Origin of the sequence: Deinococcus sp. KSM4-11 (genome assembly GCF_004801415.1) — a bacterium.
In the GTDB taxonomy this organism is placed as follows: Bacteria; Deinococcota; Deinococci; order Deinococcales; family Deinococcaceae; genus Deinococcus.
In genome coordinates this window covers 874,345-888,889 of record NZ_SSNX01000001.1, presented here as the reverse complement: position 1 = coordinate 888,889, position 14,545 = coordinate 874,345, and the positions used below count along the sequence as shown (strand labels likewise).

22 protein-coding genes are annotated in these 14,545 nt (G+C 63.5%); 16 read left to right on the top strand and 6 right to left on the bottom strand.

What is annotated here, in order from left to right:
• The first annotated feature begins 6 nt into the window (after positions 1 to 6).
• The 10 genes from E7T09_RS04460 (at position 7) to E7T09_RS04415 (ending at position 5,151) form a co-directional block, all read left to right on the top strand.
• Entirely contained in the window at positions 7 to 243 is a 237-nt protein-coding gene (locus E7T09_RS04460) for a hypothetical protein (RefSeq protein WP_136387904.1), read from the top strand.
• Positions 240 to 551 carry a hypothetical protein gene (locus tag E7T09_RS04455; protein WP_136387903.1) on the top strand — a complete coding sequence of 104 codons (312 nt, stop codon included), beginning with the start codon at positions 240 to 242 and terminating at the stop codon, positions 549 to 551. Before E7T09_RS04460 ends, E7T09_RS04455 begins: the two co-directional genes overlap by 4 nt.
• Positions 552 to 1,016, top strand: a complete 465-nt coding sequence (locus tag E7T09_RS04450; protein ID WP_136387902.1) for a hypothetical protein — start codon at positions 552 to 554, stop codon at positions 1,014 to 1,016.
• Positions 1,017 to 1,018: 2 nt separating this feature from the next.
• Positions 1,019 to 1,978 (top strand): hypothetical protein, encoded by a 960-nt coding sequence (locus tag E7T09_RS04445; RefSeq protein ID WP_136387901.1) that lies wholly within the window; start codon positions 1,019 to 1,021, stop codon positions 1,976 to 1,978.
• Positions 1,968 to 2,948 carry a hypothetical protein gene (locus E7T09_RS04440; RefSeq protein WP_136387900.1) on the top strand — a complete coding sequence of 327 codons (981 nt, stop codon included), beginning with the start codon at positions 1,968 to 1,970 and terminating at the stop codon, positions 2,946 to 2,948. Before E7T09_RS04445 ends, E7T09_RS04440 begins: the two co-directional genes overlap by 11 nt.
• Positions 2,945 to 3,211 carry a hypothetical protein gene (locus E7T09_RS04435; RefSeq protein ID WP_136387899.1) on the top strand — a complete coding sequence of 89 codons (267 nt, stop codon included), beginning with the start codon at positions 2,945 to 2,947 and terminating at the stop codon, positions 3,209 to 3,211. Before E7T09_RS04440 ends, E7T09_RS04435 begins: the two co-directional genes overlap by 4 nt.
• Positions 3,211 to 3,480 (top strand): hypothetical protein, encoded by a 270-nt coding sequence (locus E7T09_RS04430; RefSeq protein ID WP_136387898.1) that lies wholly within the window; start codon positions 3,211 to 3,213, stop codon positions 3,478 to 3,480. Before E7T09_RS04435 ends, E7T09_RS04430 begins: the two co-directional genes overlap by 1 nt.
• Positions 3,461 to 4,231 (top strand): lytic transglycosylase domain-containing protein, encoded by a 771-nt coding sequence (locus E7T09_RS04425; RefSeq protein WP_136387897.1) that lies wholly within the window; start codon positions 3,461 to 3,463, stop codon positions 4,229 to 4,231. The genes E7T09_RS04430 and E7T09_RS04425 overlap by 20 nt, the downstream gene beginning before the upstream one ends.
• Positions 4,228 to 4,458 carry a hypothetical protein gene (locus tag E7T09_RS04420; RefSeq protein WP_136387896.1) on the top strand — a complete coding sequence of 77 codons (231 nt, stop codon included), beginning with the start codon at positions 4,228 to 4,230 and terminating at the stop codon, positions 4,456 to 4,458. Before E7T09_RS04425 ends, E7T09_RS04420 begins: the two co-directional genes overlap by 4 nt.
• Before the next feature lie 171 nt (positions 4,459 to 4,629).
• Entirely contained in the window at positions 4,630 to 5,151 is a 522-nt protein-coding gene (locus E7T09_RS04415; protein WP_136387895.1) for a hypothetical protein, read from the top strand.
• A 323-nt stretch (positions 5,152 to 5,474) separates the two neighbouring features.
• On the opposite strand, the gene E7T09_RS04410 is transcribed toward E7T09_RS04415, so the two are convergent.
• A complete protein-coding gene (locus E7T09_RS04410; protein ID WP_136387894.1) occupies positions 5,475 to 6,503 on the bottom strand; it encodes a serine protease in 1,029 nt (342 codons plus the stop codon).
• A gap of 319 nt (positions 6,504 to 6,822) precedes the next feature.
• On the opposite strand from E7T09_RS04410, the gene E7T09_RS04405 reads away from it, so the two are divergent.
• Entirely contained in the window at positions 6,823 to 7,632 is an 810-nt protein-coding gene (locus E7T09_RS04405; protein ID WP_168734692.1) for an HNH endonuclease, read from the top strand.
• Between the two features lie 130 nt (positions 7,633 to 7,762).
• Here E7T09_RS04405 and E7T09_RS04400 read toward each other — a convergent pair whose 3' ends face one another.
• The 4 genes from E7T09_RS04400 to E7T09_RS04385 all read right to left on the bottom strand — a co-directional run bounded on the left by E7T09_RS04400 (position 7,763) and on the right by E7T09_RS04385 (position 10,434).
• Complete coding sequence (locus E7T09_RS04400) at positions 7,763 to 8,260, bottom strand: hypothetical protein (RefSeq protein WP_136387892.1); 498 nt, start codon at positions 8,258 to 8,260, stop codon at positions 7,763 to 7,765.
• 62 nt (positions 8,261 to 8,322) lie between these two features.
• On the bottom strand, positions 8,323 to 8,745 hold the full coding sequence (locus E7T09_RS04395; protein WP_168734691.1) for a hypothetical protein: 423 nt from the start codon (positions 8,743 to 8,745) through the stop codon (positions 8,323 to 8,325).
• Positions 8,742 to 9,914, bottom strand: a complete 1,173-nt coding sequence (locus E7T09_RS04390) for an amidase (protein ID WP_136387891.1) — start codon at positions 9,912 to 9,914, stop codon at positions 8,742 to 8,744. The genes E7T09_RS04395 and E7T09_RS04390 overlap by 4 nt, the downstream gene beginning before the upstream one ends.
• Before the next feature lie 28 nt (positions 9,915 to 9,942).
• Complete coding sequence (locus tag E7T09_RS04385; protein WP_136387890.1) at positions 9,943 to 10,434, bottom strand: LEA type 2 family protein; 492 nt, start codon at positions 10,432 to 10,434, stop codon at positions 9,943 to 9,945.
• A 74-nt stretch (positions 10,435 to 10,508) separates the two neighbouring features.
• Here E7T09_RS04385 and E7T09_RS04380 point away from each other — a divergent pair, with 74 nt between their 5' ends.
• Both E7T09_RS04380 and E7T09_RS04375 read left to right on the top strand, forming a co-directional pair.
• Positions 10,509 to 11,516 carry a hypothetical protein gene (locus tag E7T09_RS04380; RefSeq protein WP_136387889.1) on the top strand — a complete coding sequence of 336 codons (1,008 nt, stop codon included), beginning with the start codon at positions 10,509 to 10,511 and terminating at the stop codon, positions 11,514 to 11,516.
• Between the two features lie 86 nt (positions 11,517 to 11,602).
• Entirely contained in the window at positions 11,603 to 12,271 is a 669-nt protein-coding gene (locus tag E7T09_RS04375; protein ID WP_136387888.1) for an outer membrane lipoprotein carrier protein LolA, read from the top strand.
• 136 nt (positions 12,272 to 12,407) lie between these two features.
• Here the strand turns inward: E7T09_RS04375 and E7T09_RS04370 are convergent, their stop codons facing one another.
• Complete coding sequence (locus E7T09_RS04370) at positions 12,408 to 13,049, bottom strand: C40 family peptidase (protein ID WP_136387887.1); 642 nt, start codon at positions 13,047 to 13,049, stop codon at positions 12,408 to 12,410.
• A 360-nt stretch (positions 13,050 to 13,409) separates the two neighbouring features.
• Here E7T09_RS04370 and E7T09_RS04365 point away from each other — a divergent pair, with 360 nt between their 5' ends.
• The 3 genes from E7T09_RS04365 to dtd are packed head-to-tail and all read left to right on the top strand — an operon-like array spanning position 13,410 to position 14,533.
• Positions 13,410 to 13,799: a hypothetical protein gene (locus E7T09_RS04365; protein ID WP_136387886.1), complete on the top strand. Its 390-nt coding sequence runs from the start codon at positions 13,410 to 13,412 to the stop codon at positions 13,797 to 13,799.
• 34 nt (positions 13,800 to 13,833) lie between these two features.
• The gene (locus E7T09_RS04360) at positions 13,834 to 14,091 is read left to right on the top strand and encodes a DUF1844 domain-containing protein (protein WP_168734690.1); all 258 of its coding nucleotides are present in this window, start codon (positions 13,834 to 13,836) and stop codon (positions 14,089 to 14,091) included.
• A 1-nt stretch (position 14,092) separates the two neighbouring features.
• On the top strand, positions 14,093 to 14,533 hold the full coding sequence (gene dtd, locus E7T09_RS04355) for a D-aminoacyl-tRNA deacylase (RefSeq protein WP_136387884.1): 441 nt from the start codon (positions 14,093 to 14,095) through the stop codon (positions 14,531 to 14,533).
• The last annotated feature ends 12 nt before the right edge of the window (positions 14,534 to 14,545 follow it).

The following is a 14,545-nucleotide window of genomic DNA, read 5'->3' as shown; positions in this document are numbered from 1 at the left end:
ACTCGAATGCAGAGACTGATCGGCCTTGTGGTCATTGCCGTTGTGATCGTGATGCTGGCGCTGGCCGGCAACTCGCTCTACCGGAATGTCCCGCTCGATTCCACCTGGTCGCTGTTCCTGGGGGGCGTGATCGCCACGATCTTCGGGGTGCCGGAAGTGGCCTCGCGCCTGAAGGAACAGCGGCAGGATCGCGCGGACAAAGCGCCCGCGCCACCGGCGCCACCGAAGGACGGCGGTAGTTGATGGTGGAGCTGCTGGACGTCCTGCTGCTCATGGCCCGCGTGGTGCTGGTCATGTACTGCGTGCGCCACATCCTGTTCGTGGTGACCGGCACCACCCGCACCTACGCCGAGTGGAGCAAGGGCTTCGGCAGCTTCCTGTACATCGCGGGCGTCGTCATGACCCTGTTCCACTGGGAGCACCTGGTGCCGGGGCGCGACGTCGCCCGCGTCATGAACGCGGTGGGCTTCGCGTTCCTGGTGCTGCCCTCCGTCCTCAAGTGGACGGCCCCCCGGCTCTATCTCCGCCTCACGTCCCTGGAGGACTGCTAAGTGTTCCCTGACATCTCGAAGTTCGTTCCCATGCTCCAAACCGGTCTGGAGAAGCTGGAAGTCTGCCTGGCCCACATCTACGGTGAGGTCAAAGCCGGCCGTGAGGCTGGCCAGGCTCAGGCGCGCATCCTGGCCTTTGAATTCGGCGTGGTGGACGTCGAGGACTCCGCGCGCATCGCCCCCCGCCGCCTCAGCAACATGCCGGTGATCGTGGAGACCACCACGGCCGTCCGCGCGGACATCGATGTGGAGACTGCCAATCAGGGCCGCGCCGTGTCCAGGGGCTTCTATGCGAACCTCGGCGAGAACGCCTTCAAGGTCACCCTGATCGGCGTGGGCGGCCAGGCCAGCGCTGCGCACACCGTGCCGCCCGGAACCACCATCAGCCTGACGTGCCTGGTGAGTCACGTCGTGATCGATCCCGGCCCGGACGGCCCCGCCTTCTACCAGCTGTACATGCACTGATCGTGCGCCAGGTCGTCGTCACCAAGCGCACCGCGCACACCCGGCGGCCCGAACGCGTGCAGGCCCTCGGGCCGCAGACGATGGCGCAGCCCCTGGACGGGAGTTACCAGGCCCTGCACAGCGTGGAGTGGAGCCTGTACTGGCACAGAGCGCGCGGCCTGATCCTGGAACAGCGTCAGGGGGCCGCGTGGGTCGAGGTGCTCCCTGGGCAGGCTTTCCCACCCATGTCTGCGACCACCCGGCACATCGGCCTGGCCTTCGACCAGGCGGCCCGCCACGTGGTCTGCTGGGAGGATCAGGGCCAGATTGTGGCCCGGCAGTGGGATCCGAACGCGCTGGCCTACACGTACCGTGGACCCTTCGCGGGCGTGGATCCGCTGCTGTTCACGGACACCATGGCCTCCTATTTCACGCCGGGCTCGGACGTGGTTCTCATGTACCTGAATGGCGCCCGCACGGCCGCGTTCTACCGGCTTCAGCGCGACGCCTATGGCGTGGAATACCCACTTGTGGTGGGCCTGACGGATGCCGTGCTGGATCAGGTGGTGGCGCTGTCCTACGGCGCCCAGGTGCGCGGGGAGACCGGGGGCAACGACCTGGTGATTGACCTGGGCCTGTACCCGATCCGTGGCCGCGACCGGCTGAGCGGCGTGGCGTCGCTCGGCGGGATCTCCGAGGTTATTGCTGTGCTCGCGACGGCCCGGAACGCCCTCAATACCACCGCGTCACTCAGTGGCCTCTACCTCGCAGGACAGCTGGCGTTCACGCCAAAAAACGTACTGACCGGCGCAGCCGTGTTGCTGGGCGCCTTTGAGAACCTCACGGTGCCTTATGTCAACCGGAACGCCCTGGCTGGCACGGGCAGCCTCACCGGCAGTAATCCGGTCGTGGTCGTGCCTGTGACCAATCGGAACGGTGTGGCCGGACAGGGCAGCATCACAGGAGGCACCTATGCACCATGACGTGGAACTTCACGGGCGGCTCGCTGGACGAATTGAATGGCAGCTGCTCAACCAAGACGGAAGCGTCGCGCAGAGCGGCCACCAGCCAAACATGATCGTTGACCGGGGCATGAACATCTTCGGCACGAACGCAAACCACCTGAACACGGGCTCTGGCTCCCATTTCGGAGACTGGCGCAATTACCTGTGTGTGGGCACGGGCAGCACGGCGCCTGCGGTCACACAGTCGGCCCTGGTGGCCGAGGTGATGCGCGGGAGTGCCGATGCCGGCATCAGCCCGACCAATACCGTCGCGGTCGCCGCCGGCGTGGCCACCGGGTCGTTCACCCAAACGCGGATCCTGAACATCTCCGCGAGTTACAACCTCACCGAGTTCGGCCTGAGTGACGTGTCCACTGCCGGGGGCCTGCTCTGCATCCGGGAGCTGTTCCGGGATGGGGGTGGCAACCCGATCTCCCTCAGCGTGCAGGCCGGGCAGCAACTGCAGCTGACGCACACGCTGGATATCACCCTCACGTATGGCTCTGGCGTGGCGTCGCAGTTCGACCTGACCGGTGTAGGCACCCTCCAGGGAAGCGCCACGTGGTTCTCGGGCAGCGGGGCGACGAACATCATCGACATGTTCACGCGCGGGTTTAACCCTGGGCAGACGACCATCTGGCACGGTCGGCCGCTTGATGGGGCCAACACCGGAGCGCCGGACGTCGTTGGCGGCTCCTTCAGCGGCACGTCGGACACCATCAGTTCCACCCCGACCACGTATGTCGCTGGAAGCTTCGAGCGCATCCGGACGGTGGTGTGGGATACCGGCGTGGCGAACTACGCGCACTACGGGTGGATGTTCGGCTACGTCTACAGTTTCCCGTACTCAGGGTACAAATTCGTGCTGTCGAACCCGGCCACCATGACCAAAACATCGGCCAACAGACTGACACTCAACATGAAAACCACTTGGGGGAGAGCCGCGTGATCGAGTACACACACCGCATCATCCTGGAACGTCAGGACGGCAGCAGCGAGCAACTGGGAACCATCGACATGACGGGGGAGACCTATGGCGATCGCACCGAAACGGATGCGATCGGCGTGGCGCTCGGAGAACTTGTGAGCACCGGGGACTTTTACCAGTGGCGAGGCGTCGTGATTCCTCGTGCTGATTTCCGCACCCTCCGTGCGGAACTCGTGCAGGCCAGTGACCTGAGCGCGGCCCTGCCCACTCCACCTGAGGCCTGATGCTCCCGCCTCAGCCCAGGGTGGTCAGCCACGCCACCATGCCGGCGCCCCACCTCACGCCGGACTTCACGGCCACCGTGTCACCGGGCGCGCGGCGTTCCTTCTCGCACGTGGCTGGGGAGGTCAAGGCGAACCAGGTCAGGCACGCGGATCTGAACGCCTTCGCGTGGTTCACGCCGGGCGGTGGGTGGGATCTGCGGAACCACCGGAAACTCCGGCGGCGTGGCCTGAGCGGGACAGGGGATACCGATGACCAGGGACGGCGCTAAGACCGTGCTGCTGGTCGGTCTGGTCGGCGCTGGCCTGGTGCTCCTGACGAACCGCGCGGCGGCCGCGCGCAAGGTGGCCACGTCGGGCGGCTCCACTGTGCCGGTCACGCCTCCGGTCACCGTGCCCACGCCGATCCCCACCCCCACGCCTGCTCCGAAGCCGCCCACGTCGCCAGCGCCTCCGGCCGTGAAGCCAGGGCACTCGGCACTGGTCGACCTGGTGCAGCAGGCCATCTACAAGGAACTCCCCCAGCGCCGCCTGTCACCACTGGCCACCCGCGAGCTGGCCGTGAACCTCGTGGGCGTGTGCGAGCGCCAGGCGTACCCGCTGGATCTCGCGTTCGGGCACGCCTACGCGGAATCTAACCTGCAACTGCTGGCCCACAACTCCAGCAGCGGCGCGACCGGGCCACTCCAGGTCACCGCGATCGCCGCGCAGGAGGTGGGCACCCCGTGGCCGATCGAGTCCCACGTGATCCAGCTGGAGGCGGGCGTGCGCTACATGAAGTACCTGCGCGCGAAGTTCCCGGAGTGCGCCGGGAGCGTGCGCGAGACCCTGCGTACCTACGGCATGGGGCGCGGGAACTGGCTGAAGTACAAGGCAGGGGAGCTGGGCTGCGACAGCAGTGTCAGCGTCGTGCGGGCGGAGCTGGGCTGCACCGGCAACCGGCCGTACAGCGCCACGGTCATCGCCATGGCGCAGCGCCACCCGGAACTGAAGACCACCGCCTGGTGGGGGAGTAATCCATGAACAAGACTGAAAAAGCCATCCTCGTCAGTGCCGGAATCGTCGGCCTGGCCGTCATCGCCGGCAGCTTTGTGATCGCCGAGAAACTGTCCCGCAGCCTGGACGAGAAGGATTTCTGGAAGGGAAGCAACATCCCGGCAGTGGCAAATGACGTGCACAACGTCACCAACGGTGTCAGCCAGGGCATTGCGGCTGTCAACACGGCCATCACCAGCTGGACTCGGGTGTAACCTCCCACCACCATAAGAAGGTCGCAGCACTCAGCTCATCAATGCGCTACTTACCGCCGATAAATTCTGGGTTGGTGAACACTTAGCGTTGATGGTTGTTTCTGTCGATGTTTCAATGCTCTTACATGTAGTGCCTTGGCATTGCTCATTTGTGGCCTAATGGGGGAAAGTATGTTTAACCTACAGGATCTTGACGAAACGACGCGTAACTATATGGCCGAAGAGATTCAGATGGACATTGATAGTAAAAACCTGTACCACCCCGACCGCCTCTCTCCATATGGATCGGCCAAGTTTCATCAGCTTTTGCTTGAATCGGCGAGAACTGGTAATCCTGACCAGCTCGCTAAAGATATGCAAGCCGACGGAAATTACTTTGATCATACTGAAGTGCGATCTAACGGCGTTCAGGCAAAAGTGCCAAGCAATGCGGCGAATATTCTGGCAGAAGGTGAGTTTAACAGATATTATTTGCGCGCTTTAGCCCTTCGTGCAAAGGCGGACGGCGTACCCTCCCTTCAAATTTATAGAGCTAGACCTTCAAGAGATCCGAGATTCAGTTCTGAGGCGAGGATCGGTGATCTTGTTCCTGTGGATGAAGTGTTGGCTGAACTAAGAAAGACACCGGTTAAAGGCCAGCCTGCCGGATTGATCGAACCCAACAGTGGGTTGAGTTTCCGTATTCCTGTGTGATCGCTCGTCGGGTTAGGCAACAGCGATCAGACGACTGCGCACCCGTAGGTGGGGGAGTAAACCATGAATATGACTGAAAAGACCACCCTCATCAGTGCCGGAATCGTCGGCCTAGCCGTCATCGCCGAGAAACCGTCCGCAGCCTGGATGAGAACGTTTTATAGATTGTAGCAATATCCCACAGATAGCAAATGACATGCACAATGCCTATTACGGAGTGTCAAATATGTTAAATGCAACACGTACATCCAACTCGGATTTGGCGCGCGCCTGACATCACATTTTTTCTTGCGATCGAGATAATCAATTGAGGGATTTGTGCATCAATATATACCTATATCTACTTTATTCCACTCGTCTTCTTTTTGAACGTTACGTTCAACTCTGTCTCTGCTTTTAAGTAGCGAGGTCAGTTTATTGACCGGTATTGTTAAGCCAAACGATGCCTCTTGATTATCAGAGAGCTCGTCGTTGGTAATTATGCCGACTGCTTGACCAAACCTATTTACAATAGGGCCTCCGCTGTGGCCTCCCTTGATTTTACAATTTACTATATGCATTGAGCTGCGATTAGAAACTTCACTTGTCCCAACGATCTGTCCCGAAGAAGTTATAAGAGGGTCGCCCTTAACATTATTTATCCGGGGATAACCCATAGCAATGATTTCTTCAAGCACTTGGCCTTCTGCTAAGCGCAGGAACGGTAAACCTTCGACGTCGCTTGGGCTCACTTCTAGAATGGCAAAATCGAAGTTCGCATTATTGTCAAGGATGATTCGGTTTACTCTATGTACGTCGCCTTTAACTTTCAATTTGAATAATCTACTATCGCGTATGACATGTTTGGCTGTTACGAATCGGCCCTTGCCGATGTAGAAGGCGGTTCCCTGGCCCCCGATAAATTCTTTTGGATTTTTGTATATGATTTCTATTGGCACGACAGACTCGGCAAAATAGTCCCGGATGAACTTAAAACCCTTCATGAACATTGTATATCCGCCGTACTCGGCAATATCGATTTTGTAGTCGTGTGAGACATATTGACCTAGATAAAACATTCCTAGGTTTCTGTACCCCATAAGAAACAGAAGGCCTTCCCTAACCAGTCTGTTGCACATTACCTCGTAATGCAATGTATCTTCTACAGGCTCAATGGCATTTGCCTGTATGAAGTCGGCCACAGTCTTAAAAACCATTGGTATTTGCTCATTACCTCTCCTGCCAAATCGAACATACTCCCGATCATTGTTGTTTGAGCTTAACGCTTTATAGCTGATTATGGCGTTATCAGTCCTGAAAAACTCTAGCATTAATTCAACCAGATTGCCCTCGATTGCAGCTGGATTAGTCATATGAATGCGATACTATAACAAAATTAGAGAAGTGTCGCGTTTTTCTGAAACTTTGTTGAACAGGTTCTCTGTGAGGGGTTCGCACATTGCGTCGAGTAAGGCATATCTACCTGAGGCAAAAGTCTGCTGCGGGGATGCGAGCCAGCTCCCAAATGCAAACGAATGTTACACGCTCTCACTGGAGGCTGTCACGGTTTTCGCCTTACAGCAGGTTGGAAATCTACCGACCAGGGGCTGCCAACCCGCCAGGAGGCATTTTGCCGTCTTGGTCGGAAACGGCACACTTGTGACATGCTGATCAGACATGACACTCCCTCCCGTGACGCGTATTCGGCTCTTAATTCACCGTTACGACAACGAACCTGATATCAGGGCGGTGAAGGAACGCGGGTATAGCGATGTGTTTATGCGGTCTAAAAACGACGATTTCGATTTTGTGGCTGTCGTGCCCACACTGAAAGCCCGAACCAAGACGGCTGTAATTGCAGATGCAATCGGTGGTCAATACGCTCCTGACGGCGGAGAGCCCTGGCCCGGTCGTCCTGATAAGTATCGTGTGCGTGTGGACGTCACCAACGTCGAGTACACCACGGTCAACGTAATCCGTGAGGCTATGGAGCATGCTGGCATTAGTTGGGCTGGTCAATGGACTGTTCGATTGGTCGAAGTTGACTTCGGCCGACTCTTCGAGGATGGTCAACGTCTGACACCAGTTGCAGGGCAGGATGGATCACTTCCAGGTGAAATCGGAAAAGCGACAGCGAAAACGTACGTGGAAGGTGCCGTCCGCTCGATCTCAGTCAACTCGTATGAGCGGGATCGGAACGCGCGACGTGACAGCCTGCAGGAGCACGGCATGGTCTGCAAAGTTTGTGAGACAGATTTCGTCAAACAATACGGACCTGCTGGAGAAGGAATCATCCATGTACATCATGTTAATCCTCTGTCAGAGATAGGAAAAAGCTATATGGTGAACCCTATAAAAGACCTAGTTCCAGTTTGTCCAAATTGCCATGCAGTCATTCACCGACGGAATCCCCCTTTCACTATCGAAGAGATTCGCGCAATGCGTGAGACGGCCAAGGCGGCGACGACACCAAAAGCGTCCAGCACGCTTTCAGACGACTGACCATCCGTAGGTGATCAGGTGTGCTCGCATGCTCGCTCCTCCCGGCCGAACGGAGGGAGTCCGGGGCCGATCCTCCCGGCGCACGTGGCGCTGGTACTCGTTCAGTCTAGCGGCCGCTTCAGGCCGGGCGTCAGGGCTGGGAGGGGACCGGTGGCGTCGCTGGCACTGCACTCGCGGGCAGGGACGCCTCGTCGCTGACCTTGTTCAGCTCCACGACGTAGCCCAGCAGTTCCCGTTCCAGCAGCACGGTACGCAGGGTGCCGTTGACCTTGGTGCCACTCACGGTGGCGTGCAGATTCGCGCGGTGATCCTTGCCGTTCTCGTAGAAGTTCAGCTCCAGCGCGCCCCCATCGCCGGAGGTCTTGAAGGTGCCGCTGCCGGCGTAGGTCTTATGGCTTTCGTCGTTGACGAGCACGGCGGTCGCGCGGCCCTCGCGCTGCTGGATGGTGAGGGTCAGGCGGTAGGGCACGCGACCGGTGCCGCCCACGCCGATGCCCTCGTACAGGCCGTTCACGCGGCGTTCCAGCGGCGTCAGGGGACTCAGGAACGCGCCCCACGCGCAGCTGCCGAGTAGGGCGGGCAGGGTGCAGAGCAGGGCGGTGCGGGTGCCGGTACCGCTGGAAGTCATGGCGCGAGCGTACCGGGCGATCATGAAGCACGGCTGACGAAGAGGGTGGTCAGGGGGGGCACTCAGGGCACGCGGGTCATGGTGAGGGCGGACTTGAACCCGTTCACGCGCAGGCTGCCGGTCAATGTGTTCCCGCTGATGATGCCGTTCAGCTGGGCGCCCGCCTTGAGGGGCAGGTCTTTCACGCCGAAGCCGAAGACGGTGGCGTTGATGTGCGGCACGTCGCCCGCGCTGACGTCAGCGGTCAGCACCGTGCCGTCCGGGCCGGGCAGCAGGGTGCCCTGAGCAGAGAAGGTGTCACCGCTGGTGCGATTCTCCAGGGTGCCCCGGATGGTGTGTGTGGTGGGTTCCTCGGTAAACGACAGCCGGTACGACTGGATGGTCAGCAGCACGCGCGCGGAGCCCTCGAACACCTGCACGGTCTGCCGGGTGGACGTGGGCGCGCAGGAGGCCAGCAGGAGCAGGAGCGGCAGGCAGCGGTTCACGGGCGGCCCTCCAGCGCCAGCCCCAGGCCCAGCAGACGGTCATCCTGTCCGTGCCGCCCGATGAGCTGCACGCCCACAAACGGCGTGGCCGTAGGCAGGGCGAGCGTCGGCACGCCCAGCAGGCTGAAGGGCGCGGTGAGGCGCAGCACAGCCCGGCGCAGGGGCAGGACGCCTGCTCCAATCTCGACCTCGTCCTGGTCGATCAGGGGCGTGGGCGTGGGCACCGCCGGGGCAAGGAGCACATCGTAGGCGATCAGGAGGCCGTCGAGCAGGGCCCGGTACTCGGCACGGCGGTCGAAGGCAGCCCGGTAGTCGGCCTCACTGATGGCCTGCCCCTGCCGCAGGGCTCCCAGCGTGAAGGGCAGGAAGCCCGGATCATCCCCCTGCAAGGCGTTCGCATGCACGTGAGCGGCCTCCGAGAGCACGATCGGGGTGTAGGCGTCCATGACTTCGGGAAAGGCCACGGGTTCGACGAGGGCGCCGCATTCCCGCAGCATGTCGGCGTAGGCCAGGACGGCCGAGGCGACCGCAGCGTCCGTCCAGCCGTCCGGGAGCCACAGCCCCACACGCCGCCCCTTCCATGTTTCCGGTTCAATCGGCACTCCAGTCAGAGCCGCGTGGACGCGCGTGACCGTCGTCACGTCAGCGGCGAGCGGCCCCGCGTGATCGCACGTCCACGACAGCGGCAAGACGCCCGCCGTGCTCCAGTCCGGGTGTCCCTTGGTCGGCTTGAAGCCCACGACCCCGCACCACGCGGCCGGGACGCGGATGCTGCCACCCGTGTCTGTTCCCAGGGCGAAGTCCACCTGCCCCAGCGCCACGCTGACGGCCGCGCCGCTGGAACTGCCGCCCGGCACGCGCTGCGGGTCGTGTGGGTGCGTGGTTCCGCCATAGCCGTTCATGCCCGTGATCCCCAGCGCGATCTCGTGCAGGTGCGTCTTGCCCACGGCGTCGGCTCCGAGCGTCAGCAGCCGGCGTACCAGTTCGCTCTCTCCCGGATCCGGCACGGGAGCAAGAGTACTGGCCTGCAGGGGCCAGCCGGGCACGCCGTACAGATCCTTTACGCTGAAGCTCAGGCCGCTCAGGGGGCCGCCCGGAGTGCCGTGCAGGGGCGTCGCCGGGCGGTAGGCCCAGGCGCGCTGCGGGTCGTCGGTGGGCCGGGAGGTCATGCGTTCAGCGTAGCGGGTCGCGGGGAGGTCAGAAGGGGAGGATCGGGTTCTGCTTCCACTGCCCCTGCGCGAGCGTGAACGGCCCGAAGTGCTGGAGGCCCAGCGGCCCGAAATCCGCCGTGAACCCCCCGTCCAGCCGGTAGGTGACGAGCTGGCCGCGCGCCACCTTCAGGAACGCGCTGGCCGTCTCGAGCGTCACCGGGATGGACACGTTCGCCACCTGATCCGCGCTGCCATGCGCGGGCACGTTCACGTTCGGCAGGTTCACGTGTCCGACCTTCGCACCGTCGATGATCACGTCCGACACGATATCGGCCATCCGCAGGCCGATCACGTTCGGGTTGCCCACCCGCAGGTTCAGGGTCAGGTCGGCCACGGGCGCGCCGCCCAGCCCGCCCGGCAGGGACAGGCGGGTGAGGCGCACACTCTGCACGTCCACGGTCGGCACCTGGATGACCTGGGTGGGAGCGCAGGCGCTCAGGGGGAGCAGGGTCAGCCACAGGGTCACGGTCCGGCGCATGCCCGCAGCGTAGCGCGCCGATGTGACTGGAGCCTCAAGGGCCAGGGAGGCGCCGCGCTGCTACGCTCGGCCCCATGAACCCACGCATTACCTGGGCCTGCGTGGCCCTCATCGGTGTCCTCAGGGCGAGTGTGCTCAGCCCGGCGCAGGCGACTACGCTGGATTTCGGCGTCGCCTACCGCTCCGGCGGCACAGGCGTTCTCGATTCGGGCTGGGCGCGTATCGGCCTGAGCGAGCTGCGGGTGCTGGGCGGCACGGCGCAGGTTGGCGTGTCCTCGCGGGCGCTGGACGCCGGGTACACGCGCAGCCTGACGCTGCCTCCGCTGGGGGCGGTCACGTCCAGCACGGATCTGGCGGTCACATACGCCGGTGGCGTGCGGCTCACGTCACGCGCGAATGCCTCGGTCGGGCCGATTGCCCTGAGCGGCGGCGGCTCCTTCTTCACCACGTCGGCCACGAGCGTGGATCCGCTGGCCGCCTGGACGGCCACGCCGACCGACCTGCGCGCCTCGGGCTGGACGGCCGATGTGACCGCCCGCTACCGCGTGAACCGCACGCTGGTGGCTGTCCTGGGCGGAGAGTTCGGTTCTCAGGCCCAGGGCTTCGGGGGTGTGGAGGGCCGCCACGACCTCACCCGGACGCTCCCGCCGGCCGAGGACGACGATCCGGACGCCCCGCCCGAGACTGAGGTCACGGGCACCCTCACGTGGCGCGTTGGCGCGCGGGTGGGCCGGAACGTGCTGGGGGCCACGGCAGGTGTTGGCTACTCGACGCCCGATGGCGTGACCCTCACCGTGGATGGACTGCTCGGGCCGTCCAGCCTGGGGCTGACCGCCGGCGTGTCGGCGGCCGATGTCCTGGGCGCAGGCAGCACCCTGCGGCTGTACGGCGCGTACGAGCCCTGGCGGAGCGCGTCGGCTCCGCTGCGGGTCGGGGTGGACTATGGCCTTCCTCTCGGTTCGGGAACCCTGAACCTGACAGTCAGTGGTGGCCGTGACCTGGCCGGTCAGGTGGGCGTCGGGGCGCGGATCGGGTATGGGCTGGATCTCAATGCCGCCACACCCGACAGCGCCTCGCCGTGACGGGGTAAGTGGGCCGCCCCCGGAGCCTAAAGTCCGGGTCAGTGGGCACGGGCGCTTCTCATGAGGACGGACGGGATACTCGGCCCATGACCGCCCGAACGAGCACAACGATCACTCTGACCCTCGTGGCCGCGCTGCTCGGCGGCGCCCACGCCCAGACCGCCCAGGACATCGTAAGCAAGGTCGACGCCGCCCAGCGCGCCGCAAAGGACATCTCCTTCCGGCTGGCGGGCACGGCCACCCTGGACAGCAACTCGCAGAAGCTCGACGTGCTCGTCAAGACCATTCCCGCGCAGAACCTGATTCGCGTGCAGTTCAACGCGCCCGACGCCCTGGCCGACAACATCGTGGTGGCCGATAAGACGGAGGTGCGTCAGTATTTGTACCTGACCAACCAGGTCACGGTGACGAGCACCTCGAAAGCGGCCGACACGGCGGGACTCACGGGCCTGGACTTCACCCAGCTCGGCAATACTGCCTCGCTCCTCAGCGGGTACAACGTGAAACTGCTGGGCAGCACGGGCGCAGCCGGCAAGCACATCTACCAGCTGGAGGCCACCCCGAAATCGGGCGACAGTGGCCGCACCCTGGTGTGGATCAGCGAGTCGGGATGGCGTCCCACCCGTCTGCAATTCACGAACAACGCCGGCAAGACCCTCGCCGACCTGACCGTGTCGGCCTTCAAGACCAACGCCGGGCTCACGGCCGCCGCCCTGCGCCAACTGCCCAAGGACGCGGAAGTCATCAAGCAATAACCGTCGTCCTTCAGAGGCTGGCCGATTTCGCAGTGGGGTGGCCAGCCTCTATCATTCCGCAAGCCGTCGAAGCCAGCCGGACATTAAAAATCCCCGCCGGAAGGCGGGGACGTGTCGATGAAGTTCCGGGTGTTGGTCAGTTCAGCACGCGGCGGGCACCGTCGTAGCGGCTGGCCCAGTACGGGTTGCTGAACAGGGGCTCGATCATGGTCTTGCCGTAGTACGAGTTCGCGCCGGCCATCATGCCGTCACCCAGGTAGATGCCCACGTGGCTGGCGGTGCGGCCCATGGTGTTGAAAAACACCAGATCGCCGGCCTGCAGATCCCGGCGGCTGACGGCCGTGCCGGTCGACCACTGCGAGGCGGCGGTGCGCGGCAGGTTGATGCCGAGCTGCTGGAAGACCCGCAGGGTGAAGCCGCTGCAGTCGATGCCCCCATTACCGGTGCCGCCCAGCACGTAGCGGATACCGAGGTAGCGCGTGGCGGCGGTTCTCGTGAAGGCGCCGCCTGCACGGGTGGGTGCGGCGGCGGGCTGGGTGGGGGCGCGTGCTGGTGCGGGTCTTGGCGTGGCGGGCGCGGCGCTGCCGGTCTCGAGCCGCTGGCCGACGGCCAGGGTGCTGCTGTCGAGGTGATTGATCCTCATCAGCGTGCTCGCGTCGGTCTTCTGGGCCTGGGCGATCGAGTAGAGGGTGTCACCGGTCTTCACGGTGTAGGTGGCGGCGGTGGCGGTCGAGATGCACATCGCGGCGGCGGTGAGGAGGACACGGGAAGGATTCATCGACCCCTGAAGTTTACCTCACGTTAATTTTTCCGGCCTTAATTGTGGGGGGAATGGGGTTGTGGTATGCGCCTATGCGGGCTTTATGCGCCGTGAGCATCCGATGGGGGTAAGGAAGTCTCACCGATCTCACGTTCCGGCTCATGGGGCAGTGTGGCCATTGAAGCTGCCTGGGTACGGTGCAAATGTCCGAAGTGAACTATTTAGCTTTCTCACGATACTCTAATGTTGTGGGTTTAGGAACCTGGCGGCGCTTTCACCGCAGTGCCACCGGCCCTAGCCATCGCCGGGCGCTCCCCCTCCTATACTTCTGGGCAAGGGCCATCTGCCGACCCACGTGACCAGCCAGCCGGAGGACCGATGAAAGAACCCATGACCACGGAACAGATTCAGCTGGGACTCAAGCATTACCGCCGGATCGCCCGTCAGGACATGCTGCGCGCCACCGAAACTCCCCACCCGGACGCCTTCCTGAAACACGCCGAGAGCCGCCGCGAGATCTACGCCGCGCTCGGCACCTTCGCCGAGACGCACGCCAGCGACGAGGTGATCGAACACGCCCTCGACCGCTACCGCGCCTTGCCTTTCGTGACCGGCACCGCTGAACACGAACACCCGGACATCAAGGGCCAGGAAAATGCCCTGGAGAACTTCTTCCTGCTGATCGGGCTCGATCCCAAGGCCCGCCGCGAGGCCCGCAGCCGCCGCCCCCGCCTGGACGCCCCGGCGGACTCCAGCGCCGTCAGCTGACCCACCCGCGGGTCAGGCCGGTATGCTCGGGCGCATGCCCCATCCGGATTTCGTCGGACTCGTGAATTCGCTTCAGGCTACGGCCGAGGCCGCGCTGGGCGACCTGAACGCCGCCACCGCCAGCGCGGCCCGCGACGGCCTGCTCGAGGAGGGCCGTGCCCGGCAGACCGCCCAGCGCAGCCTGAAACTCCTCACGATGCTCGCCGAGAAGACGCGGGGAAACCTCGACCTCATCGAGGCGGACCTCCTGACGGGTGCGATCACCGCCCTGCGGGCCCGGCTGGAATCCTGAGGTGCGGGCCGTGCTCCAGCGCGTCACCCACGCCACCTGCACGGTCGACGGTGTGGTCACCGGGCGAACCGGGGCAGGACTGGTCGTGCTGCTGGGGGTCGCGCCAGCAGACACGGCGGAGATCGCCCGGCGGCTGGCCGTCAAGCTCTCCAAGCTCAGGATCTTCAACGATGACGCCGGCAAGATGAACCGCTCCGTCCTCGACATCGGCGGCGGTGTGCTGAGCATCAGCCAGTTCACGCTGTACGCCGACACCCGCGCCGGGAACCGGCCGAGCTTCCTGGGCGCCGCCCCGCCGGAGCAGGCGCGGGCCCACTACGACGCGTTCAACGCCGCCCTGCGCGATCTTGGCCTGGCCGTCGGTGAGGGAGTGTTCGGCGCGCATATGGTCATCGAATTGACCAACGACGGACCGGTGACCCTGACCCTCGACATCGACTGAACCCTCCCGCTG

What these genes read in the sequence shown, in the direction of transcription:
- E7T09_RS04440 (WP_136387900.1), top strand. Translation starts at nt 1,968, where the DNA reads ATGCACCATGACGTGGAACTTCACGGGCGGCTCGCTGGACGAATTGAA.
- E7T09_RS04420 (WP_136387896.1), top strand. Translation starts at nt 4,228, where the DNA reads ATGAACAAGACTGAAAAAGCCATCCTCGTCAGTGCCGGAATCGTCGGC.
- E7T09_RS04410 (WP_136387894.1), bottom strand. Translation starts at nt 6,503, where the DNA reads ATGACTAATCCAGCTGCAATCGAGGGCAATCTGGTTGAATTAATGCTA.
- E7T09_RS04390 (WP_136387891.1), bottom strand. Translation starts at nt 9,914, where the DNA reads ATGACCTCCCGGCCCACCGACGACCCGCAGCGCGCCTGGGCCTACCGC.
- E7T09_RS04425 (WP_136387897.1), top strand. Translation starts at nt 3,461, where the DNA reads ATGACCAGGGACGGCGCTAAGACCGTGCTGCTGGTCGGTCTGGTCGGC.
- E7T09_RS04415 (WP_136387895.1), top strand. Translation starts at nt 4,630, where the DNA reads ATGTTTAACCTACAGGATCTTGACGAAACGACGCGTAACTATATGGCC.
- E7T09_RS04380 (WP_136387889.1), top strand. Translation starts at nt 10,509, where the DNA reads ATGAACCCACGCATTACCTGGGCCTGCGTGGCCCTCATCGGTGTCCTC.
- E7T09_RS04460 (WP_136387904.1), top strand. Translation starts at nt 7, where the DNA reads ATGCAGAGACTGATCGGCCTTGTGGTCATTGCCGTTGTGATCGTGATG.
- E7T09_RS04375 (WP_136387888.1), top strand. Translation starts at nt 11,603, where the DNA reads ATGACCGCCCGAACGAGCACAACGATCACTCTGACCCTCGTGGCCGCG.
- E7T09_RS04370 (WP_136387887.1), bottom strand. Translation starts at nt 13,049, where the DNA reads ATGAATCCTTCCCGTGTCCTCCTCACCGCCGCCGCGATGTGCATCTCG.
- E7T09_RS04430 (WP_136387898.1), top strand. Translation starts at nt 3,211, where the DNA reads ATGCTCCCGCCTCAGCCCAGGGTGGTCAGCCACGCCACCATGCCGGCG.
- E7T09_RS04360 (WP_168734690.1), top strand. Translation starts at nt 13,834, where the DNA reads ATGCCCCATCCGGATTTCGTCGGACTCGTGAATTCGCTTCAGGCTACG.
- E7T09_RS04385 (WP_136387890.1), bottom strand. Translation starts at nt 10,434, where the DNA reads ATGCGCCGGACCGTGACCCTGTGGCTGACCCTGCTCCCCCTGAGCGCC.
- E7T09_RS04365 (WP_136387886.1), top strand. Translation starts at nt 13,410, where the DNA reads ATGAAAGAACCCATGACCACGGAACAGATTCAGCTGGGACTCAAGCAT.
- E7T09_RS04400 (WP_136387892.1), bottom strand. Translation starts at nt 8,260, where the DNA reads ATGACTTCCAGCGGTACCGGCACCCGCACCGCCCTGCTCTGCACCCTG.